Below are 22032 nucleotides of genomic sequence, written 5' to 3'. Positions count from 1 at the left end.
TACCATTACTAATAGCTCGATTGGCTTGATTGTTCTCATTGCTTATGTTCATTTTGCAAAGCAAAATGTCTCTTTAGTGGTTTAAAACGTGCGAGAAGCTTGCGCTTCACGTGTGTTTTAAACTGATAAAGCAATAACATTAGCGTTTACGCCGAAACTCCTGAAATATCAGGATTACTAGTTTAACGTCGCACGTTGAGCCCATAGGGCGAAGCGCTCGACTTAAACCAACAAAAAAGGGATTTATCCCGCCAGCTTCTTATATAATCATTCCTTTTGCCGACCTGGTGGTCATGGCGAGGTGGCTGCACCCGTTCCCATTCCGAACACGGCCGTGAAACGCCTCAGCGCCGATGGTACTTCGTCTTAAGGCGCGGGAGAGTAGGTCGCTGCCAGGTCTGCAAAAGGAATGTTTAATCTTCTCACAATCAACAATACAAACTATTACCAAACCCAGAATATCATTGGATCCTACCAATAACTTCGCTTTGGGTGAGGTCGAAAATGCTTGTTTAACGTCCCACGTTACGCCCGTAAGGCAAACTGAAAGACTTAAACCAACTAGATTGCATCTCTCTCGTTATCTTTGCTACGCAAAGTTAACTGGCGAGGCAGCGTCAAAGCCTCTTCGAGGCCATTGTCGCGGGATGGAGCAGCCCGGTAGCTCGTCAGGCTCATAACCTGAAGGTCGTAGGTTCAAATCCTACTCCCGCAACCAACGCTTTTTATCAACGATAAAAAGTCATCATCTTAGCTAAGTAAACCGAACTTAGCGCGGCAGATCATTGGCAGAGCCAATGATCGAGAGCCTTCTTAAAAACTCCTATAAAATAGAGATACTACATAACCAGATGTAGAAATAAATCAACAGCACTCATAACTTGCCCAATTAGCCTCGCCCAATGGCGAGGTTTTTGTCATTGAGATGCTGGGATCCAGTATTTTGACACCTAATCAGGGGCCCAATAGGAGGGCACAGCATGACGCATTGGGACAGAAAATGTAAATCCTACTCCCGCAATCAAACATAAAAAAGCCCTCACCGTAGAACGTGAGGGCTTCTTTGTGTCTGGTAGTTATGAAACATAGGGCAGCTGATAGCTGAATAAATAATCGCGCATCCAAATTATTGAAAACAGTTAGATAAATCCTACCGATACATTCAAAATTCATTCCAGTATTGATTACCCGCTAAGACTATTGCTAAATAATCTTACATCAGGAGAACTTAAAGATGTTGAAGTTTTACTTATCATTAATAGCCGTTACTCTATTAGCCTCTGGTTGTGCTGTTAATTCCATTGAGCAGGGTAGTCTTGAAAGTGGGATATATCAATCATCTACCCAAAAATTTACGATACCTGTTCCTGACGGAGCTAAAATTTTTGATGGTACACATGCGTTGGGAGAGTATGTAGCTGTAAATTCTTTGCCCAAACCTCTGGAAGTTCGTGGAGTGAGTTACAATCGCGTCGCGAATGTTGATGAAGAAACCTCCGAATTAACCAAAGACAACATAATTAAAAGCGGATATGATTTTTGGAGAAAAGGATATGCTGGCATAGAAGTGAGCACGATTAGTAGTGAATGGATAGAGCTAGACGGTAGACGCGTATATTTTACAGTTTTGGAGGGGCAGCCGGCAGGGCTTCTTGTTAAACCGAATACATTTTATGGCACGCTTAATTTTCTAAAAGATGGGTATGGTTATGTTGTTTTTGAGAGAATACGTACTGAAAAAATGCTAATTGGCGCTGAAGGGCGTCCAACAGGTGCGGATGCGGAGTTACGTAAAAATTCTATCCTTGCATTTTATCGCAGCATAAAATTCCATTAAACTGCAGAAATATATGTATTTTAAGTTTGTATCTCATTAGCCAAGGGTGAGATTTGGCAACTCTTGCCTACTCTGTTGAGTGAGCTTACCAGCTATTTAGTTAGTCATGTATTTGTATTAAATCCGTCATCAAATTGAGACGGGAAGGCCTTAATGTTCGCTTGAGATGAACCAGGGACTTTGTACATGCTGCTTGAATTTCGTGATGTGACAAAAAAATTCGGACCCGCCACAGCGGTAGATAAAGTAAAATTTACTGTCGAGCGCGATCAGTTCATTGGAATTGTTGGACGCTCGGGCGCAGGCAAATCAACTGTTCTTCGAATGCTAAATCGCCTGGCGGACCCAACAGAAGGTTCGATCCTTTTTAATGGAAAGGATATCACAAAGTTGGAGGGCGCAGGGAAACGTAAATGGCAATCCGATTGCGCTATGATTTTTCAGCAGTTCAATTTGGTGCCGCGTTTGGATGTTGTATCCAATGTTCTTCATGGAACGTTAAACAGACGCAATACACTAGCAACGATGTTTAATCTTTATCCAAAGAGCGATATACACACAGCGATCGATCTTCTTGAACGACTTGGAATTGAAGAGCATGCAATTAAGCGGGCGGAAGCGCTTTCAGGCGGTCAGCAGCAACGTGTCGCAATAGCAAGAGCATTGATGCAAGATCCGCAAATTGTTTTGGCCGATGAGCCTATCGCATCGCTTGACCCGATGAATGCACAGATCGTTATGGATAGCCTAAGGCGTATCCATGATGAAGATGGACGTCTCGTCATATGTAATCTTCACACACTTGATACTGCACGCAAATATTGCGATCGCGTTATTGGTATGCGTGATGGCAAAATCGTCTTTGATGGCACGGGCGCAGAACTCACCGCTGGTGCAGCGCGTGAAATTTATGGCGCTGATGAGAGCTTTTCAGAATCGGCAACTTCAACAAGCGTTGAGACACTTGCCCAGACTAATCACAAGCTAGAAACGCTTGCATGATATGACCCAGCCCCGAAATGTACGGGGTTTTTTATGTCTTTAATGGAGAAATTAGATAATGAAAAAATTAGCTATTGCCCTAATGGCAACGACACTCATGACAGGTGCAGCATTTGCTGACAGCATGGAAAAAATTTCCGAATTCCGCATCGGCATCCTCGGTGGTGAAAATGCGCAAGACCGTATGAATTCGTACCAGTGTCTTGCTGATAAAACGACTGAGCTTCTTGGTGTTGAAACAAAATTGTTCGCGCCCGCTGATTATGCTGGTGTGATCCAGGGCCTTCTTGGCGGTACAATTGACATGGCTTGGCTTGGTGCATCTGGTTATGCAAAGACCTACCTTTCTGATCCGGAAGCTGTTGAGCCAGTGCTTGTTAAAGTTAATGTTGACGGCGGTTACGGTTATTATTCAGTTGGTTTTGCACGTAAAGATTCAGGCGTGAAGTCACTTGAAGACCTTAAAGGTAAAACATTTGGTTTTGGCGATCCAAATTCAACATCAGGTTATTTGATCCCGTCAATCGAAATTCCGCAAAATATCAATGCCACAATGGAATCTGGTGACTATTTCGGTGAAGTAAAATTCACTGGCGGTCATGAGCAAACAATTGTCGCTGTTGCAAACGGTGAAATCGCCGGCGGTGTAACCTGGGCTGATGGCCTTGGCGAATGGGAAGACGGTTACAATTCAGGTGCGCTTCGCAAGGCCGTTGATGCCGGTTTGGTTGACATGAATGACATGGTCAAAATCTGGCAATCAAAAACAATTCCAGAAGGTCCAATCGTTCTTCGTAAAGCACTTCCAGCAGATGTTAAAGTAAAGATGACTGGCCTAGTCGCTTCGCTGCAATCTATGGACCCTGATTGTGCTTATGGCGTTGCAGCCGGTGAAACAAAAGGCTTCATGCCAATCACGCATGATGCTTATGAAGTCATTATCGAAGCTCGCAAATTGAAATCAAACTAATCGATTTTCAGCGCTTTTGAGGGCCACTCTTAACAGGGTGGTCCTTTGTTTTAATACCTACATCTCTCGTTAAAGATAGCTTATGTCATCTCAAACAATACCAAACTCCGCAACGACTGAATTGCGTGAAAAATATTTAGCACAAGTTCAGCGTAAGCAAATTTATAATGCAATTTTATTGGCAGTGTTCGTTGCACTTCTTGTCGGCGGCTTCATGACAGCCAATGATCGAAACGCAGGCGGTTTTTGGGATGGTTTGCCCAATATTTTTGATTTTCCAAATGAGATGCTAGCCGATGCAAGTGAAAAAATTGTGCAGTTTCCGGATCATTTTTTACATTTTCTGCCCAGCTTGCTTGAAACGATAAACATTGCAGGTGCAGCAACGCTTATCGGTGCGATTTTTGCCGTATTTATCTCACTGCTCGCAACTCGTGGGCTCGCAAAATGGCCAAGACTAATTCCTGTGTTTCGTCGCTCAATGGATATTTTGCGTGCGATGCCAGAAATTGTTATCGCGCTCGTTTTGATCTTTATTATGGGAGGTGGACCGGTTCCTGCCATGATTGCGATTGCACTTCACACAGTCGGTGCTTTGGGAAAGTTATTTTCCGAGGTTAATGAAAATGCAGATATTAAGTCGGTGGAAGGTCTCCAATCTGTTGGGGCGACATGGTTCCAGCGCATGTGGCTCGGTATCATCCCACAGGTGATTCCGAATTACTTGAGTTATGCTCTTCTACGTTTTGAAATAAATATTCGTGCCTCTGCCATTCTAGGTTTTGTTGGGTCGGGCGGAATTGGTTATGAATTGAAAAATGCGATGAGCTGGGGCAAAGGCAGGTATGATGAAGCTGCTGTTATTTTCATTTTATTGTTCCTGACAATCGTATTTGTTGATCAAGTATCCAGTTATGCAAGAAATAAACTCGTTGGAGAAAGCCGATGAGCACGATTACTATCGATAATAAACTCGATGTGAGAAACCTCGTCGAAGATAATTTCGCGCGAAAGAAGATTATTGCTTTTGGCGCTCCATTATTGATCGTTGCATATTTCATCTACATAGCAATTTCATTTGATTTTGCAGGGATATCAGAACGCGCTAAATTGGACAAGGCAGCAACACTTCTAGCTGATACTTATTCTTATAAAACCCATGTTTTGAAATCCAATCGCGGAGCAGGGGATTTTTCTATTGCCATAGAGGGCGAGAAAAAGGGACGCTACAAAAAAGGGGTTACACCTGATTGGGTAACAATCAATGGCGACAATGCGACGGTTTCATTAGCGCCGGGGCATGCGATCGAGTTTGTTGGGAAGACTGTTTACTATGATATTCCGAACTATGGTTTGGTTGAGGTTCAGCCAAAGAGATCAGGGGTCGATCTTAAGTTACCAAGTGAAGATATTCCTGATTTTATCAATGCATCTAAAACGCGTGTAACAATAACAACTGATGCTGGCCGTGTAAGTGTTACAAAAACAAAAACGCAAGTCTTTCGTTACTTTTTTGGTTGGGAGATGTTTTTCTTTACACTCGATAGTCCATTCTACGATATGAGTTTCACCGAGATTGTCGGATCAGCATTTTCATCAGATCAAATTGATCCTGTTAGAAGCAATGCGAGCGCCATCTGGAATGATTTTTGGTATAATCCAATGTGGCGCCATTCCGATGTTGCATGGGCGTTGTTTGAAACGATCCTCATGGCATTTTTGGGCACTGTTGGCGGTGCATTGATTGCGCTACCTTTGGCCTTTATGGCTGCAAAAAACTTTTCACCGATTTGGCTGACGCGTTTTTCCCTACGGAGGATTTTTGATTTTCTACGCGGTGTGGACGGACTTATTTGGACCATCATATTGTCTCGTGCATTCGGTCCCGGGCCGTTAACGGGTGCGCTCGCGATTTTGTTAACTGATACAGGTACATTTGGGAAGATGTTCTCCGAGAGTTTGGAGAACGTGGATGAGAAACAAATTGAAGGCATTCGATCAACTGGTGCAAAACCATTGCAGCGTTATCGATTTGGTGTGATCCCTCAATTGATTCCGGTTTTTCTAAGTCAAATTCTTTATTATTTAGAATCCAACACGCGTAGTGCAACTGTTATTGGCGCGATCGTTGGTGGTGGTATTGGTCTGCAACTGACCCAAGCCATTATCACTGGTAAGGACTGGGAAGAGGTTAGCTATTACATTATTCTCATAATTCTTATGGTGATGATGATGGATACGATTTCTGGCTGGCTCCGCAGGAAACTGATTGGTGGAAAGGGGTAAAATATGCCTTCTGTACTCATTACAGGAGTTGCGCGCGGAATTGGTTTTGAGCTCGCACGTGTTGCTTTAGATGATGGGTTTAAAGTCTATGGCAGCGTTCGCTCTGCGAGTGATGCGGATTATCTTGCTACGGAATTTGGTAGCCAGTTTGTACCTTTGATCTTTGACGTAACGGATCAAGATGCCGTTTTAACGGCTTCTATGCAGATTAGTGAGTTGGATATTATTATCAACAATGCTGGCATAATTGGTCTAGAAGATACGGACACAGTTTCTGCCAGCACGGACGAGTTTCTCCGAGTTTTCAATATAAATTCTGTAGCCCCTCTTAATATTTCAACGACCTTCTTACCTGCTTTGCGCAAGGTGGAAGGTGGAAGAATAATCTCGATCTCCAGTCAAATGTCTTGGATGGGTTATGGTAAATCTGATCGGATAGCTTATCGTGCTTCAAAAGTTGCACTGAATAAAATTATGCAGGGGTTGGCAACTGATTTGGCGGACGAGGGTATTAGCGTTTGTGTTGTTGATCCCGGCTGGGTACGGACGGATATGGGTGGTGCTGAAGCTGATATCGACCCGCATGATGTAAGCGTTGGTATCTGGAATATTGCAAAAAATCTGACCATGTCTCAATCCGGAAAGTTTATCCATTGGAATGGCGATGAAAGAGAATATTAGAAATGCCGAGATTATCTGAGGATGTATTTCTTCATCCGGAATGTGATGTAAAAAACACCAAGTTCGGTCGCTTTACGGAACTTGGTCTGGGAACTCGTATTCTCAATAGTGAGTTGGGCGACTATTCCTATACAGATCGCTATGCTGATATTGCTAACACCACAATTGGTAAGTTTTCTAACATAGCTTCATTTTCACGAATTGGACCTACGGATCATCCGATGGAATTGGCAAGCATGCACCATATGCTTTATCGGACAAATGATTATTGGGATGATGTTGAACCGTGGACAGATTTTTTCGAAAAACGTGCATCACGCCGCACAAATATTGACCACGATACATGGATAGGTGCGCAAGCGATTATCAAGCCAGGGTTAAATATTGGTCATGGTTCAGTTGTTGCGGCTGGTAGCGTGGTGACGAAAGACGTAGCGCCGTTTATGATTGTTGCCGGTGTTCCTGCGGTGCCACTTCGCAAACGTTTTGAAGATGATATTGCTGAACGCTTGATGGCTTTGTCTTGGTGGGATTGGGATCATGACAAACTTAAAGACGCTTTGCCGGATTTCAGATCACTTCATATAGAAGCATTCCTAGAAAAATACGAAAGCTAAAAAAGACGGGGCAAATGCCCCGCCTTAATTTATCATCATGCGTTGTGTTTGAGATGATGCGTTATTCCGATTAATTAATTTTGTTATCCAGCTCCATGCAATTCGCATAGTAGGTGACTGTTGCAGGCCAATCAGAAAATATACCTTCGATGCCAACATCCTGAGCTAGAACATCAAGCACCTCAAATAACATGCCGTCGGTATTTGTTACCTCTTTGATGGATTGGTAATACCAGCCGCCACCTGTTTGCAGAGGTCCTGAACGTTCAAGTGTCCAGGTGATGATTTTTAGGCCAGCTTCCTTGGCTTTATTTGCATATTCAGACGGAATAATTTTACCATCCTTTGTGGTCATAAGCATCCACATGGGAGGCGCGATATAGTTGACGCCCAAATCTTTGAGTTTTTGCATCGGAGGCTTGAAGGTAGCAGCATTATTTGCGTTGAAATCTTTACGTTTGTAACTCGCATCTAGGTAGACAGCTTGTTTGCCAAATTCCGGTTCGTTTTTGATCCAGTATAAAACATCATCAAGGTTAAATGATTGTGCCCATACGTCAGAAGCGGGGATGCCAGCTGTTTTATATTCATCAATCATTTTCTGGGCGTAATCAGCCTGCGTAAAACCATTAAACGGCATTTCTACAGCTGGCGATTTGAGTTCTGGTGTAAACTTAACATCTAATGATTTGAACAACTCAATCGATTGAGCATGCGTCATTAGGGTGCCGGTTTCTGCGGCATAAAGATCAGTACGCCAATCTGCCGTTCCACCCAGATAAGCTTCAACATCCTTAGCTAAGCGATCTGCCGCATCCATCTTGCCTTTGAGTGTTTTAAACTCAGCTAATGTGATATCAGACGTTCTGCATTCTGCTGATGCTTTTTTATCGCCATTTGCTGGCATGAAACCAGATGTACATTGTGGCGCGAGATCTGATGCAAGAATATTGGTCGTTGTATGAAGATCGTTTTGCGCATGCCGGCACACAAGCTCCTTATCCTTGGTAAAGGTGACGTCACATTCAATAATGCCTGCGCCCATGCGTGCCGCAGCTTTATAGGATTCTTTGGTATGTTCGGGAAATTGCATTGCAGCGCCGCGATGCCCGATCGAAAAGTCAGATTTCTTGAAATCCATCTTGGAACATGAAAGCAGCTTCTCTTTAAGTTCGCTCTGTTTCATCTGATCAATCAGATAAAAGGGTCTTGGCCCTAATTCAATATCTGCGGCAAATGCTGTTGACGTAATAATTGCGCAAGCGAGTGTTGCTGTCGTTGTTTTCAGTTTGATCATTGAAAATCACCCAGGTTTTAAAATTTCTATAGAGTGATAGAACCCACATGTGACACTAAGTCAAAGTTTATGAGACTGTTTTATGAAATTCTGAGTTTGCTTCATTTTTGAAGATGAGTTCGATATTATTTCCCGAAAACCATGTGCGTCCGTATTCAATGATTTGTCCATTCGTATCGCAGTTTAATGCCAGAGATCGGAGCAGCGGAGCACCAGATTTCAAGTTTAGATGAATGGCTGTTGTTGCGTTGCAAAGGACAGCGGTAAGTCTCGTCTCAATTCGAAAATAGTCGTTAATACCGCACACCGACATTGCGCTTGTTACTGATCCGGTTTCAACCAATTTGTTTAACAGATTTGGGAGTTTTTTTGCCGGATATGCAGATATAAAGTGCGCTGCAGGTTGATCATCAATAAATGCAATTCCCTCGTGGATATGTACCAGGTCGGTCGTACTGATTTTTAATGCTTGAGCTTCTTCTTTTGTAGCAGGTCGTGTTTCAACATGAAGCGTTTCTTTTTTTGCTTTATGTCCCTCACCATCAATTGATTGATGGAACCTCACACGTTTTCCGATTTCATATTTGGCTGGAGCAGTGGATACGAAAACACCAGATCCTTGTTTTGAGAAAACTATCCCATCTTCGTTCAAACTGGAAAGTGCGTGGCGAATTGTATGTCGATTAACATTAAATCTTTCGACAAAGGCAGCTTCCGTTGGCAGCTTTTCACCTGGTTTGTGAATTCCATCTGTAATTTCTGTTTGAATAATTTCAGCAATGGTTTTCCAAACGGGTTTAGATTTTCGGTTATTTGTGCCGCTTCTCGACATGTCACATAACTTTCATAAAATTGGCATGGATATTTCATATATTTCATGCAATATTTGTCTAGTTGTATAGTAATATGGACAATTGGAGAATTTGTCTAGATGAAATATTTAGCAGATAGAAAAAATTGGATGAGCTTGCTAGCCAAAGCCCCGTCTTCAACATTGGCAGCTGCATTTTCGAATGTGATTGAAGAACTTGGTCTTACGCCGGATTTTAAATGGCTCCGCAAACCTGAGATCGGCGGCGTGATGGTGCAAGGTCGTGCAGGTGGAAAAGGTGATGCATTTAATCTTGGTGAAATGACAGTCACCAGATGTTCATTGAAGCTTGAAAATGGTGTCGTTGGTCATGCTTACGTGCAAGGGCGAGATAAAGTGAAGGCAGAGCAGGCCGCACTTATTGATGCATATATGCAAAGTGATAAAGCCACCGTTTTTGCTGATATCGTTTTGAAGCCAATTCTAGATGAGCTTTCCGGTATTGGTGCAAAACGTAATCAGCGAGCCTCAAAAACCAAAGTTGATTTTTTCACCCTTGTTCGGGGGGAAGATCAATGAGTACAAATTCACTTGAAGGTGGCTTTGTTGATGCGCCTGTAGAATCAGCACAGGCATTCCGCAAAATTATGAACGTGATGGCGAGGCCTGGCCTGATTGAAGATCTCGCAGTCGCAGCGCCTCCTCAGCCGTTGTCGCCAGCCATGGGCACGTTGCTTTTGACATTGTGTGATGGGCAAACATCAATTTTTCTAGCGGGTGAATATGATAGTGCTGCAGTGCGAGAATGGATTACATTTCACTGCAATGCCCAATTTGCCGATGCTGCAACTTGTATGTTTGCGATCGGGAACTGGAGCTCTTTGTTACCCATAGATCAATATTCGATTGGGACTTCGCAATATCCAGATAGGTCAGCAACATTGATTGTCGAGATGGATGAACTTACCCCCCATGGTCAGGAATTATCTGGCCCAGGTATCGAGACCGTAAAGCATCTTTCCTTACCGGATACGGACGCTTTCCAGAAAAATGCACTACTTTTCCCGCTTGGTTTGGACTTCTATTTTACATGTGGTGCGAAAATTGCAGCTTTACCCCGTACGGCAAAAGTCATCGGCATAGAGGAGGTGGCATAATGTATGTTGCAGTAAAAGGTGGTGAACGTGCCATTGATGCCGCCCATGAATGGTTGGCAGACGAGCGTCGTGGAGATCGATCAGTTCCTGCTTTGTCACTTGCGCAGATCATTGAGCAGCTAGCTTTGTCCGTAGCGCGCGTTATGGCGGAGGGATCCCTTTATGATCAGGAATTAGCCGCACTCGCGATCAAGCAATCTCGTGGTGATTTGATCGAAGCTATTTTTCTGATGAGAGCATATCGTACGACATTGCCAAGATTTGGTTATTCCAAACCAATAGAGACGGGCCAAATGAGCTGCATACGGCGCATATCCGCAACATTCAAGGACGCCCCTGGCGGACAGATTTTGGGCCCGACATTTGATTACACGCACCGGCTTCTCGATTTTAAGTTAGCGGCTGAAGGTGATGACATAATTTCGAAAGAAGAGGCTGATGCACTTAGTGTTTGTTATGAGAACGATGATGCGGCAAACGGGAATGAAGCAAACAGGAATCACGAAAATGAAATTCCGCATATTACGGAGTTTCTCAACAAAGATGGCCTCATTCAAACGGAAGTAGAAAGTAACGCAACACCGGGAGATTTAACTCGTGAACCGCTTGAACTTCCAACGTCACGCCCTTTACGATTGCAGGCTCTTACTCGAGGGGATGAAGGTTTTGTCTTAGGCTTAGCTTATTCCACGCAACGCGGATATGCGCGAAATCATGCGTTTGTCGGTGAATTGCGTATTGGTTATTGCCCGGTGGAGATGGAGATCCCCGAACTCGGATTTACTATCGATATTGGCGAAGTGCTGGTGACAGAGTGTGAGACCGTCAACCAGTTTAAAGGTTCAAAAAAAGAGCCGCCACAATTCACACGTGGATACGGGTTGGTTTTTGGACAATCGGAGCGAAAATCCATCTCGATGGCGCTGGTTGATCGCGCACTTCGATGGAAAGAATTGGGTGAAGATTTTGTCGGTGCGCCTGCGCAGGATGAGGAGTTTGTCCTTTATCATTGCGATAATATTCAAGCGACAGGTTTCTTGGAGCATATCAAACTACCCCATTATGTGGATTTCCAATCTGAACTCGAGCTCATTCGAAAAATTCGTAGTGAGGCTATGAAAAATCAAGAAAATGAAACCCAACAAGAGGCGAATTTGGAGGCAGCAGAATGAACGAGTATAATTTTGCTTATCTTGACGAGCAAACAAAACGGATGATCCGCCGAGCGATTTTAAAAGGATTGGCAATACCCGGATATCAAGTACCCTTTGCCAGCCGTGAAATGCCAATGCCTTATGGTTGGGGGACAGGCGGTGTGCAGGTGTCTGCGGCATGTTTGATGCCTGATGATGTTTTAAAAGTGATTGATCAGGGTGCAGATGATACGACCAACGCTGTATCCATTCGCAAGTTTTTTGAAAAGACCGCAGGTGTTCAAACAACTGGTCGAACATCTGATGCGACACTTATTCAAACAAGGCACCGGATTCCGGAAGAAGAATTGAGTGAGGATCAGGTTTTGGTTTATCAGGTTCCAATCCCCGAACCGCTTCGTTTTCTTGAACCACGAGAAACTGAAACGCGGAAAATGCATGCGCTCGAAGAATATGGTCTTATGTATGTAAAGCTTTATGAGGATATATCTCAACATGGGCAAATAGCGACATCTTATTCTTATCCGGTTAAGGTAGAAGGGCGTTATGTTATGGACCCGTCACCCATTCCAAAATTTGACAATCCGAAACTGGAAATGTCAGCAATTCAACTCTTTGGTGCGGGGCGTGAGCAGCGTATTTATGCCATCCCGCCCTATACAAAAATTGTTAGTCTCGATTTTGAAGATTATCCATTTGAAGCAATGAAAGCGGAAGGCAAATGTGCGCTTTGTGATGCTGATAACACTTATCTTGATGAAGTGATCATTGATGATGATGGTGGTAGAATGTTTGTTTGCTCTGACACGGATTATTGTGAAACGCGCCGGCAGCAAGGTTTCATTGGAAGTGAAGGTGTTCCTCAGTCAGATATGGAAGGTAGCGTGCTATGACACCTTTGTTCCAAGTGAAAAATATTGCCAAGAATTATGGTAATCGAATTGGCTGCAAGGATGTGTCCTTTGATCTTTATCCCGGTGAAGTGATGGGAATTGTGGGTGAGAGCGGGTCTGGAAAATCAACATTGCTGAATTGCATGGCCGGCCATCTCGAACCTGATGCAGGAGAGGTTTTGTTCAACACTCGCATTGAGGGGCTTAAAGATACACTCCTTATGTCTGAACCTGAGCGCAGAATGTTGTCGCGCACGGATTGGGCATTTGTGCATCAAAATGCCCGTGATGGATTGCGCATGGGAATTTCTGCTGGCGGCAATATGGGTGAACGCCTAATGGCGGTTGGTGATCGGCACTATGGGCAGATTCGATCACAGTCAATTAACTGGCTGGAGAAGGTTGAAATTTCAGAGGATCGGATCGACGATCGACCAAGTGCTTTTTCAGGGGGTATGCAGCAGCGTTTGCAAATTGCGCGGAACTTAATCACAGGCCCGCGTCTGGTATTTATGGACGAGCCGACGGGTGGGTTGGATGTATCTGTTCAGGCTCGCTTGCTTGATTTAATCCGAAGTCTTGTCCGAGAGCTTGGATTATCTGCTATCATTGTAACGCATGATTTGGCCGTCGTACGTCTTCTTGCTGATCGGTTGATGGTGATGAAATCTGGCCACGTCGTTGAAAGCGGTTTGACAGATCAGGTTTTAGACGATCCGCAACATGCCTACACACAATTGCTCGTATCATCGGTTCTACAGGTGTAATATGATTGAGATTAAGAACGTATCAAAAACCTTCACGCTCCATAATCAGGGCGCTACGTCTATCAAGGTAATGCGTGATGCAAATCTTGTTGTAAAAGCGGGTGAATGCGTGGCGCTTACTGGCAGTTCCGGTTCTGGTAAATCAACACTTATGCGGATGATCTACGGAAATTACCTAACTCAAGATGGGCAAATTCTCATCGGCGATCTTGATGTTGTGCAGGCTGAGCCCAGAGATATTATAGAGCTTCGCAAGACAACACTTGGCTATGTCAGCCAGTTTTTGCGCGTTGTACCTCGTGTTTCAACGCTCAATGTTGTGGCGGAGCCATTACTTAAGATTGGTGTTGACGTGGATGTAGCAGAAGCGCGTGCTAAAGAGCTGCTTGCAAGGCTTCGGATACCACAAAATCTATGGCAATTGTCGCCACTCACATTCTCCGGTGGTGAGCAGCAGCGCGTTAATATCGCACGCGGTTTTGCGCATACATATCCGGCGATGTTGCTGGATGAGCCAACAGCTAGTTTGGATGCTAAGAACCGTGAAACCGTATTATCTCTTATTGAAGAGGCAAAAGCACGCGGTGCCGCGATTATTGGTATTTTTCATGATGAAGCGGCTCGAGACCGGGTTTGTGATCAGCAAATTGATGTTTCAGTATTCACACCAAAAGTTGCCGCATGATGAGTGATATCAAAGGACAACTCGTTGCGATTGTCGGCCCGTCTGGAGTTGGTAAAGACACAATAATGCAAACACTTAAGGTTCAATGTCCTGATATTGTATTGGCCAAACGTATTATCACACGACCGGGTGATGCTGGAGGAGAGGACTTTATCGGGGTAAGCCAAGAAGAATTTATGCAACGACAATCCGATGGAGAGTTTGCATTGGAGTGGACAGCTCATGGATTGAACTATGGTGTACCGGCGGTAATTGATGATTATTTACGTATAGGGCGAACTGTTTTGTTCAATGGTTCAAGGGCTGCATTGCCAGCCGCAGAAGAAAAATATCCTGATTTGAAAGTTGTCATGATTTTGGCAAGTCAGGAAACGCTTGAAAAGCGACTTACTGAGCGCGGGCGAGAATCTGCGGATGATGTACAAAATCGTTTGAGTAGAGCAAATTATAAAGCTCCGGTGGGCAGTAATGTCGTAACGATTTCAAATGATGGTGAGCTACAAGTTGCGGTGGACCAGCTTAAAAAAGTCATTCGCTGCAAAGAGGAAACCGTTCAATGATTTCAAATTTTCCATCATTACGTTCTCCATACAGACAAATGTCATCCGCTTTGAGTGGCTTGCTTAATATGTCCGATAGATGTTCAGATAAGATGTTCTTCGTGGTTTCTGCGTCATTTTCATCAAGTCTTCCAGTGAGGGTGAGATGAAATTTGAATTCTTCAAAAACGTAAGGGTAGCCCCATCTAAGCATCAATTCATCCTGTCTTTGGGTGAGGTTAGCCCTTCGACGTTTGACGATATCGCTTTCGCCCAATGGAGCTCTAAATTCTTCAAAATGTTCGACAATTGTTGCCGCCAAATTGCGCAATTCCATGGACTGATTTTTTTGAATAATCGCCACGAAGTTTCCCAACTGTGCCACTTTCATTTTTCCAATGGTAAATTTGGGTGTATTTTTGCAGAATGTTTGCAGAGCTGTGCGCAATTCATCGCAAGATTTGGTTGGGTTCAGCTTAAAAGGAGCCTTCAAGGTACCATGAAATCCATATTTTTGCGGCGTCGCTACGATGTCGGGTATGGGCGCTGGAAGAGACTGGATATCAGGATGCTTGGCATTGCTCGCTTTTTCAACATCCCAACCCAACCATTTAGAGCCAAATTGCGCCAAGGGGCTTTTGCTTGCTGGTGCATAAAAAATGGCAAGGCGATTATAAGTCGTCATAAAACTGTTCCATATTTAGTTTAACCCCATCAAACACTGTAATATTACAGCATTATTACGATATAGGATTTTGTATGAACAATCATCAGGTTATAGATAGTCAAAACAACTTACTTGCATCAGATGATGTTGTTTTCACGAATGCAAATCTTGTTCTTGGTCATGAGATTGTAAAAGGCTCTCTCCGTGTAGAAAATGGATTGATTGCGGATATTGATACGTCCGGTGTAATAAGCGCTGGCAATAGTATCGATTGCGAAGGGGATTATTTGTCTCCCGGACTTGTGGAGCTTCACACGGATAATCTGGAGCGGCACTTACAGCCACGCCCCGGTGCGCATTGGCCGCCATATGCTGCTATTTCATCACATGATGCGGAACTGGCGAGCGTAGGAATTACGACAGTCTTCGATGCGCTGCGCGTCGGTTCACTTCCATCTGAAGGAAAACGCGGTGGGTATAAAAAATATGCGCGTGAAGTTGCAACGAATATAAGTTTCATGCGCAATCAGAACATGCTTCGCATAAACCACCTTCTGCATCTACGGGCGGAAATTTGTTCTGAAACGCTTCTCGAAGAAATAGAAGAATTCGATCAAAATGACCAAGTCGGAATTGTAAGTCTTATGGATCACACGCCCGGGCAAAGACAATTTCGTGATACGGAAAAACTGGCTGAATATCTCCGCGGCAAACACTCTATGACGGATGATGAAATTGAAGCCCATTTTGGTAGATTGAGAAAGCTACAGCAGGAGAATGGCGAGAAGCACAATAAGGCAGCAGCAGAGATGGGTCGTAATCTGGGTGCTATTCTCGCCAGCCATGATGATACAACACAAAGTGATGTTGTAGAATCAGTTAAAATAGGCGTTGGTGTAGCGGAGTTCCCAACGACTTTGGAAGCTGCTCGCGAATGTAATGCAAGTCGTATCGGTGTTATGATGGGTGCACCAAATCTGCTGCGGGGCGGTTCTCACTCCGGCAATGTTGCCGCGCATGAGTTAGTGGAGCATGATTTGCTTGATATTTTTAGCTCTGATTATGCGCCATCGTCTCTTCTCGCTGCTTGCGTGCGTCTTGGACTTGAAAGCGGCAATATGGCTAATGGTCTAGCCAAAGCAACTGCCGCTCCTGCAAAAGCAGCAAGTTTAGATGATCGTGGGGTTTTAGAAGTTGGAAAGCGTGCTGATTTGCTCAGGTTCGGCCTTATTGAGAGCTTGCCGCTGACGAGAGGTCTTTGGGTTGGTGGAGTTCGCGTCGCTTAATAAAAAACCCGCATATAGCGGGTTTTTATTCGATAGTATATTCTGGTTTAGTTGACTGTTACCCAGCGCAGAATAAAGAAATTATCTGTTCGTTGTGTCAAAGAAATATTGTCTTTTGTCGCCCAGATGAGCGGTTGAACATACATCGGAATATAAGCAACTTCATCTTGAATGAGCTTATGAGCTTCATCAATCATTGCCTGACGTTTTTCATCATCAATTTCCGTTTGTATCATCGGCAGCAATTCATCAACTCGTGCATTTGAGTAACCGCCGAAGTTCCATGAACCAAGTTTTTTCTCCTTGTTTGGCGTCGATGCAAGAAAGCGCAATGGTTGCTCTGCATCAAATGTACCTGGTGCCCATCCAAGAAGATACATGTCGAAATTATCTGCACGCAGTTCGGACCAATAACTACGGACCGGCATCGTTGTTAATTTAGCTTCAACACCAATTTTTGCGAGCATAGACGCTGTTGTACGACAAATAGCTTCGTCATTTATATACCGATCATTCGGGCACATGAGACCAAAGGAAAACCCATTTGGATACCCCGCTTCGGCGAGTAATTTCTTAGATGCCTCGACATCAAGTGGAAAGCGATCCGCCAAACTTGTTGAATACCCTTGCATATCTTTAGATACGAGTTGGGATGCTGGTGCAGCTGTTCCGCGCATAACTTTGCTTGTTAAAGCGTTCACATCAATAGCTTGATAGATGGCCTTACGGACACGTGCATCCTGAAACGGATTTTTGTCACTTGTTTCATTTGAATATTTAAGCACATTTGATTCATGACCGAAACCAAACATCAAAACACGTGCTTCCACCCCTTCATGCACAGTAAAGCCAGAACGTTGCTTCATGCGTGGTACATCTTGTAGAGGAATTGGCTCGATCATATCTATTTCGCCGGACAAAAGTGCGGCAATTCCTGTTGAAGCCTCGCCAATCGGAGTATAGATGGCTTCAGTTACATTGCTTTCCATTTCACCCCACCAACCTGCATATGGTGCCAAGGTTGTGCGTACCCCGGGATCGCGAGATGTTAATGCAAATGCGCCGGTTCCGTTTGCGTTACGTGTCGCAAAGTTTTCAGCTTCTTTTGAAGGTCGTGCCGCGTCATTGCTCTCCGTCCATGTCTTATCCATGATCAGGAAATTCGCGATACTATTTGGAAAGAGTGGGTTTGGTGCTTTGGTCATAAAGTCAATTGTGTAATCATCTTGCACGATGACTTCAGATACAACTGCAAACCAGGAGCGTACGTCCGATTCTTCGGAAGCAGCGCGCTCGTAAGAAAACATTACATCCTCTGCATTGAAGTCTGATCCATCCTGAAATTTAACACCCTTTCGCAGGTTAAAGCGCCAGCCATCCAAACCCAACGGTTCCCAGCTTTCCGCAAGAGATGCTTCGATCTTCATTTGCTTGTTTCTGCGAACAAGGCCTTCATAAATATTATTAAGGAATCCCAACACGGGTGCAGAGCTAACAGCGTGCGGATCCATAGTTTGCGGGTCAGTTTTACCCGCCCATCTAAATGTTTCAGCTGACAATGAGCTGACTGAGAGCGACAGCGTAATGAGTGCAACTCCGGAAATGCCTAGTATTTTCATCATAGTTCTCCCACTAATGGTTTTTGATCGGGTGAGGCGTAGCGGGAGCTAAGCATATGTAATCTCTCGTGACTAGTTTAAAATTTCGCTAGCCAAATGCAATTTAACTTGGCAAGATCACTCGATTGGGAGTGCTTTATGACAGGTTTTGTTGTTCGACGTTTAATACAATCAATATTTGTCATGCTTGCTGTAAGCTTATTGGCATTTGCCTTGTTTCGGTTTGTGGGCGACCCTGTTGCTGTGATGGTTGGACAGGAAACTTCGATTGAAGATCAAGAGCGCTTACGTCAACAGCTTGGACTAAATGATCCCATTATATCACAATATCTGCGATTTTTGGGCAATCTCGTTGAAGGTGAATTTGGATTCTCCTATCGCACGCGCCAGCCGATTGGTGAGATGTTGCTTGCAAGAATACCTGCTACAATTGAACTTGGCCTCGTGTCGCTTCTGATATCTCTGATTGTTGGAGTGCCAGCCGGTGTTTACACAGCGCTTAAGAGTGATGGTGTCTTGGCAAATTCTATTCTAGTCTCGACCCTTATCGGGATATCAATTCCAACATTTGTTATTGGAATATTTCTGATCTTTATTTTTGGTGTACAGCTTGGATGGTTGCCGACTTTTGGGCGTGGCGAAACGGTGCAAATTGGCTGGTGGCGAACAAATTTTCTCACAATTGATGGTTTGCGGGCACTTATTTTGCCGGCTCTCACTCTCGGGATTTATCAACTCACGCTCACCATGCGTTTAGTGCGGTCTGAAATGCAAGACGTGATGAATACTGACTTTATAAAGTTTGCGATCGCGCGTGGTATTGATTATCGCACTGTGCATTATAGGCACGCACTGGGCAATTCGATGATACCTGTTGTCACAATTATTGGCCTACAATTCGGTGGTGTTATAGCGTTTTCTATTGTGACGGAAAGCGTGTTTCAGTGGCCGGGTATGGGTTTGTTGTTTCTTGATAGTATCAAGTATGTCGATATTCCAGTTATGTCTGTTTACCTTGTGGTGATTGCGTTGATTTTCGTCATCATCAATCTGATCGTAGATGTGCTCTATTTCGTCATAGACCCCCGTGTTCGCCTTAAAGCGGAGGCTGCGTAATGATTAAATACTGGCAGCGTATCAAGTTGGAAAATGAGCTGATCTACTTGTTTTTAAATTCTCGCATCAGTCAGATTGCGTTTATTATAGCTGCACTTTCGATCCTATCTGCAATTTTTGCTCCACTCCTTTCTCCAACAGATCCTTATGATTTGGCAACGTTTGATATTCTGGATAGCTTTTTGCCGCCGAGTTTTTCGGATGGTGGAGATCCTCGTTATTTTATTGGAACGGATGATCAGGGGCGAGATCTATTCTCATCCATATTATATGGCACGCGTCTATCCCTAATGGTTGGTTTGTTTTCCGTTATTTTTGCAGCAGTGGTTGGTACAAGCCTAGGAATAGTTGCTGGATATGTAGGCGGGAAATTTGATTCAGTAATCATGAGAATAGCTGATGTCCAGTTAAGTTTACCAGCGATTCTAACTGCGCTTTTGGTTGATGGGATTGCTCGGGGGATTTTGCCACGTGAACAACATGAAGACCTTTTGCTCGTGGTCTTGACCATAGCAATTGGACTTTCGCTATGGGTTAATTTTGCACGAACTGCTCGTGCGTCAACCTTTGTCGAGCGCAATAAAGAGTATGTTCAAGCGGCTGAGATTATGGGGCTGCACCCGATTCGAATTATGGCAGTTGCGATATTGCCCAATATTATGGGTCCGCTCTTGGTTATCGGAACAGTCGATTTAGCTGTCGCGATATTACTGGAGGCAACATTAAGTTTTCTGGGTGTTGGTGTTCCGCCAAATCAACCGTCTCTTGGAACTCTTATTCGCATAGGTACTGAATATATATTTTCCGGCGAGTGGTGGATTGTCGTTTTTCCTTCCATGATGCTCATTGTTCTTATTATTTCAATCAATATCCTTGGTGATTTTGCGCGAACTGTTTTAAATCCGAGGCTTCGTTGATGGGTGCATTATTGAATCTACAGAATTTAACGGTTGAATATCCAACTCGTTTTGGGATTTTTCAGGCGATTAAAAATATAAACCTATCGTTGGAGCCTGGCGAAATTCATGGTCTTGTTGGTGAGTCTGGCGCGGGTAAATCAACCATTGGTGCGGCGATCATTGGGCTTATTCCAAACCCGGGTTATATCGCAGAAGGTACTGTTGATTTTCAAGGGATGGATTTGCGCGCAATATCGCAAAGCGCGTATCATAAAATACGTGGCGCAAAAATTTCAATGATTTTTCAGGACCCTCAAACGTCTTTGAACCCGCTTCTTACCATTGAAGATCAGTTGCTTGAAACTATTCGGCAACATTCAAAGCTTGGGGTTAAAGAAGCACGCCAAGAGGCAATTCACTTGCTGGAAGAGACAGGTATTCACGATGCCGAAGCGCGGATGGGCGACTATCCGCACCAGTTTTCTGGAGGAATGAGGCAGCGTGTTGTTATTGCTTTGGCGCTTTGTACCAATCCCGACTTAATTGTTGCCGATGAGCCAACAACGGCTCTTGATGTTGCAATTCAAAACCAAATATTGGATTTGATAAGAGAACTTGCCGATAAGCGAAAAGTCGGTTTCATTCTTATCACGCATGATATCGGTGTAATTGCGAAGATAACCGATAATGTAACTGTTCTTCGTAATGGCAAATTAGTGGAAAGTGGCCCCACGCGACAAGTGTTGCAATCACCTTCAGAAGAATACACTAAAGCGTTGATGGCCGCAGTCCCGCAGCTTGGCAAGAAACTCGATCGGTTTACAAATATTCTGGCAGACAAACCTGAGCTTTCAACACCAGAACTCCTTTGGCGCGTTGAAGGCGCCTCATCGGAATTCGCCTCTGATTGGCTCCTTAGTGGCTCAAGATCTGAGGCAAATACGGATATTGTTTTATCGGTTCAAAACGTAGATGTAACTTTTCATTCGCAGGCTCCATTTGTATGGCAAAAGAAAATTGGCTTTAAAGCGCTAAAGGATGTGTCCTTGGAAGTTCGGCGTGGTGAAACAGTTGGTGTTATCGGTGAGAGTGGGTCTGGAAAATCTACTCTTGCAAAATCAATTGTTGGTCTTGTTAAACCTTCCGCGGGCACAATAGAGTTTGAAGGAGAGGCATTGGGCTATGGTCGCCATCGTCCGCGAGATCATGATGCACGTCGAAAAATCCAGATGATTTTTCAAGATCCTTACTCATCACTTAATAATCGTCGAAGTGTTGAGAATATCATAGGTGAGCCTATTCGTTTTTTTAAGCTTGCATCTGATAATGAGGAAAGACGTAAGATCATTGCCTCGGTATTGGAGCTTGTTGAAATGCCCCAACGAGCCATGTTGAAATTTCCGCACCAATTTTCTGGCGGGCAACGCCAGCGTATCGCAGTGGCGCGTGCGCTTGTTGCTCGACCAGAGTTTTTAATTTGCGATGAACCCACGTCAGCGCTCGATGTTTCAATACAAGCGCAGATGCTCAACCTCTTGAAAGATATTCAAGATAGTTTCGGGCTTTCGATCTTGTTTATAAGTCACAATTTGGCGGTGATCAGGCAAATGTCTGACCGAATTGCTGTCTTGAAGAATGGCACTTTGGTTGAGACTGGCGATGTTGAGGCGTTTTTTGCTGGCCCCACGGCGGACTATAGTATTTCCCTTTTACAGCAAACACCATCAGTTGAATTTATTCGCAGCTAGA

At 44.1% G+C, this 22032-nt stretch carries 22 protein-coding genes, 1 tRNA gene and 1 rRNA gene; 20 read left to right on the top strand and 4 right to left on the bottom strand.

Features of this window, described 5'->3' with window-relative positions; all coding sequences use genetic code 11:
• Nucleotides 1–283: 283 nt before the first annotated feature.
• The 9 genes from rrf (at nucleotide 284) to G3W54_RS13205 (ending at nucleotide 7393) form a co-directional block, all read left to right on the top strand.
• Nucleotides 284–398: ribosomal RNA gene (gene rrf / locus G3W54_RS13245) — 5S ribosomal RNA — on the top strand.
• Nucleotides 399–641: 243 nt separating this feature from the next.
• Nucleotides 642–718: transfer RNA gene (locus tag G3W54_RS13240), tRNA-Met, on the top strand.
• 516 nt (nucleotides 719–1234) lie between these two features.
• Nucleotides 1235–1837 carry a hypothetical protein gene (locus G3W54_RS13235; protein WP_162653488.1) on the top strand — a complete coding sequence of 201 codons (603 nt, stop codon included), beginning with the start codon at nucleotides 1235–1237 and terminating at the stop codon, nucleotides 1835–1837.
• 189 nt (nucleotides 1838–2026) lie between these two features.
• Nucleotides 2027–2839 (top strand): phosphonate ABC transporter ATP-binding protein, encoded by an 813-nt coding sequence (gene phnC / locus G3W54_RS13230; RefSeq protein ID WP_162653708.1) that lies wholly within the window; start codon nucleotides 2027–2029, stop codon nucleotides 2837–2839.
• Nucleotides 2840–2897: 58 nt separating this feature from the next.
• The gene (gene phnD, locus G3W54_RS13225) at nucleotides 2898–3809 is read left to right on the top strand and encodes a phosphonate ABC transporter substrate-binding protein (RefSeq protein WP_162653487.1); all 912 of its coding nucleotides are present in this window, start codon (nucleotides 2898–2900) and stop codon (nucleotides 3807–3809) included.
• 82 nt (nucleotides 3810–3891) lie between these two features.
• Nucleotides 3892–4758, top strand: a complete 867-nt coding sequence (gene phnE, locus G3W54_RS13220; protein ID WP_162653486.1) for a phosphonate ABC transporter, permease protein PhnE — start codon at nucleotides 3892–3894, stop codon at nucleotides 4756–4758.
• Entirely contained in the window at nucleotides 4755–6095 is a 1341-nt protein-coding gene (phnE, locus tag G3W54_RS13215) for a phosphonate ABC transporter, permease protein PhnE (protein WP_162653485.1), read from the top strand. Before phnE (G3W54_RS13220) ends, phnE (G3W54_RS13215) begins: the two co-directional genes overlap by 4 nt.
• A 3-nt stretch (nucleotides 6096–6098) precedes the next feature.
• On the top strand, nucleotides 6099–6776 hold the full coding sequence (locus G3W54_RS13210; protein ID WP_162653484.1) for an SDR family NAD(P)-dependent oxidoreductase: 678 nt from the start codon (nucleotides 6099–6101) through the stop codon (nucleotides 6774–6776).
• A 2-nt stretch (nucleotides 6777–6778) separates the two neighbouring features.
• Nucleotides 6779–7393 (top strand): chloramphenicol acetyltransferase, encoded by a 615-nt coding sequence (locus tag G3W54_RS13205; RefSeq protein ID WP_162653483.1) that lies wholly within the window; start codon nucleotides 6779–6781, stop codon nucleotides 7391–7393.
• Between the two features lie 70 nt (nucleotides 7394–7463).
• Here the strand turns inward: G3W54_RS13205 and G3W54_RS13200 are convergent, their stop codons facing one another.
• Together G3W54_RS13200 and phnF are read right to left on the bottom strand one after the other, a co-directional pair.
• Nucleotides 7464–8690: a glycerophosphodiester phosphodiesterase family protein gene (locus tag G3W54_RS13200; RefSeq protein WP_162653482.1), complete on the bottom strand. Its 1227-nt coding sequence runs from the start codon at nucleotides 8688–8690 to the stop codon at nucleotides 7464–7466.
• 67 nt (nucleotides 8691–8757) lie between these two features.
• Complete coding sequence (gene phnF / locus G3W54_RS13195) at nucleotides 8758–9522, bottom strand: phosphonate metabolism transcriptional regulator PhnF (RefSeq protein ID WP_162653481.1); 765 nt, start codon at nucleotides 9520–9522, stop codon at nucleotides 8758–8760.
• Nucleotides 9523–9621: 99 nt separating this feature from the next.
• Between phnF and phnG the strand changes: the two genes are divergently transcribed.
• The 7 genes from phnG to phnN are packed head-to-tail and all read left to right on the top strand — an operon-like array spanning nucleotide 9622 to nucleotide 14717.
• Nucleotides 9622–10080 (top strand): phosphonate C-P lyase system protein PhnG, encoded by a 459-nt coding sequence (gene phnG / locus G3W54_RS13190; RefSeq protein WP_162653480.1) that lies wholly within the window; start codon nucleotides 9622–9624, stop codon nucleotides 10078–10080.
• On the top strand, nucleotides 10077–10658 hold the full coding sequence (gene phnH / locus G3W54_RS13185; protein ID WP_162653479.1) for a phosphonate C-P lyase system protein PhnH: 582 nt from the start codon (nucleotides 10077–10079) through the stop codon (nucleotides 10656–10658). Before phnG ends, phnH begins: the two co-directional genes overlap by 4 nt.
• Nucleotides 10658–11830, top strand: a complete 1173-nt coding sequence (locus G3W54_RS13180) for a carbon-phosphorus lyase complex subunit PhnI (protein WP_162653478.1) — start codon at nucleotides 10658–10660, stop codon at nucleotides 11828–11830. Before phnH ends, G3W54_RS13180 begins: the two co-directional genes overlap by 1 nt.
• Nucleotides 11827–12705 (top strand): alpha-D-ribose 1-methylphosphonate 5-phosphate C-P-lyase PhnJ, encoded by an 879-nt coding sequence (locus tag G3W54_RS13175; RefSeq protein WP_162653477.1) that lies wholly within the window; start codon nucleotides 11827–11829, stop codon nucleotides 12703–12705. The genes G3W54_RS13180 and G3W54_RS13175 overlap by 4 nt, the downstream gene beginning before the upstream one ends.
• Nucleotides 12702–13472: a phosphonate C-P lyase system protein PhnK gene (gene phnK / locus G3W54_RS13170; protein WP_162653476.1), complete on the top strand. Its 771-nt coding sequence runs from the start codon at nucleotides 12702–12704 to the stop codon at nucleotides 13470–13472. The genes G3W54_RS13175 and phnK overlap by 4 nt, the downstream gene beginning before the upstream one ends.
• Nucleotide 13473: 1 nt before the next feature.
• Nucleotides 13474–14157, top strand: coding sequence for a phosphonate C-P lyase system protein PhnL (phnL, locus tag G3W54_RS13165; RefSeq protein WP_162653475.1), 684 nt, complete (start codon nucleotides 13474–13476; stop codon nucleotides 14155–14157).
• Nucleotides 14154–14717 carry a phosphonate metabolism protein/1,5-bisphosphokinase (PRPP-forming) PhnN gene (gene phnN / locus G3W54_RS13160; RefSeq protein WP_210253519.1) on the top strand — a complete coding sequence of 188 codons (564 nt, stop codon included), beginning with the start codon at nucleotides 14154–14156 and terminating at the stop codon, nucleotides 14715–14717. Before phnL ends, phnN begins: the two co-directional genes overlap by 4 nt.
• On the opposite strand, the gene G3W54_RS13155 is transcribed toward phnN, so the two are convergent.
• Nucleotides 14686–15381: a DUF1045 domain-containing protein gene (locus G3W54_RS13155; protein WP_162653474.1), complete on the bottom strand. Its 696-nt coding sequence runs from the start codon at nucleotides 15379–15381 to the stop codon at nucleotides 14686–14688. The genes phnN and G3W54_RS13155 overlap by 32 nt on opposite strands.
• Before the next feature lie 74 nt (nucleotides 15382–15455).
• On the opposite strand from G3W54_RS13155, the gene G3W54_RS13150 reads away from it, so the two are divergent.
• Complete coding sequence (locus tag G3W54_RS13150; RefSeq protein WP_162653473.1) at nucleotides 15456–16649, top strand: alpha-D-ribose 1-methylphosphonate 5-triphosphate diphosphatase; 1194 nt, start codon at nucleotides 15456–15458, stop codon at nucleotides 16647–16649.
• 47 nt (nucleotides 16650–16696) lie between these two features.
• On the opposite strand, the gene G3W54_RS13145 is transcribed toward G3W54_RS13150, so the two are convergent.
• Nucleotides 16697–18271 (bottom strand): ABC transporter substrate-binding protein, encoded by a 1575-nt coding sequence (locus G3W54_RS13145; RefSeq protein WP_197742835.1) that lies wholly within the window; start codon nucleotides 18269–18271, stop codon nucleotides 16697–16699.
• A 135-nt stretch (nucleotides 18272–18406) separates the two neighbouring features.
• Here G3W54_RS13145 and G3W54_RS13140 point away from each other — a divergent pair, with 135 nt between their 5' ends.
• Genes G3W54_RS13140 through G3W54_RS13130 form a run of 3 tightly spaced genes read left to right on the top strand, consistent with a single transcriptional unit; the run spans nucleotide 18407 to nucleotide 22031 of the window.
• Nucleotides 18407–19384 carry an ABC transporter permease gene (locus G3W54_RS13140; protein ID WP_162653472.1) on the top strand — a complete coding sequence of 326 codons (978 nt, stop codon included), beginning with the start codon at nucleotides 18407–18409 and terminating at the stop codon, nucleotides 19382–19384.
• Nucleotides 19384–20301 (top strand): ABC transporter permease, encoded by a 918-nt coding sequence (locus G3W54_RS13135; protein ID WP_162653471.1) that lies wholly within the window; start codon nucleotides 19384–19386, stop codon nucleotides 20299–20301. The genes G3W54_RS13140 and G3W54_RS13135 overlap by 1 nt, the downstream gene beginning before the upstream one ends.
• Nucleotides 20301–22031 (top strand): ABC transporter ATP-binding protein, encoded by a 1731-nt coding sequence (locus tag G3W54_RS13130; protein WP_162653470.1) that lies wholly within the window; start codon nucleotides 20301–20303, stop codon nucleotides 22029–22031. The genes G3W54_RS13135 and G3W54_RS13130 overlap by 1 nt, the downstream gene beginning before the upstream one ends.
• The last annotated feature ends 1 nt before the right edge of the window (nucleotide 22032 follow it).

The sequence above is a fragment of the Lentilitoribacter sp. Alg239-R112 genome, from assembly GCF_900537175.1.
In the GTDB taxonomy this organism is placed as follows: Bacteria; Pseudomonadota; Alphaproteobacteria; order Rhizobiales; family Rhizobiaceae; genus Lentilitoribacter.
This window is presented reverse-complemented; position numbering and strand designations above follow the sequence as displayed.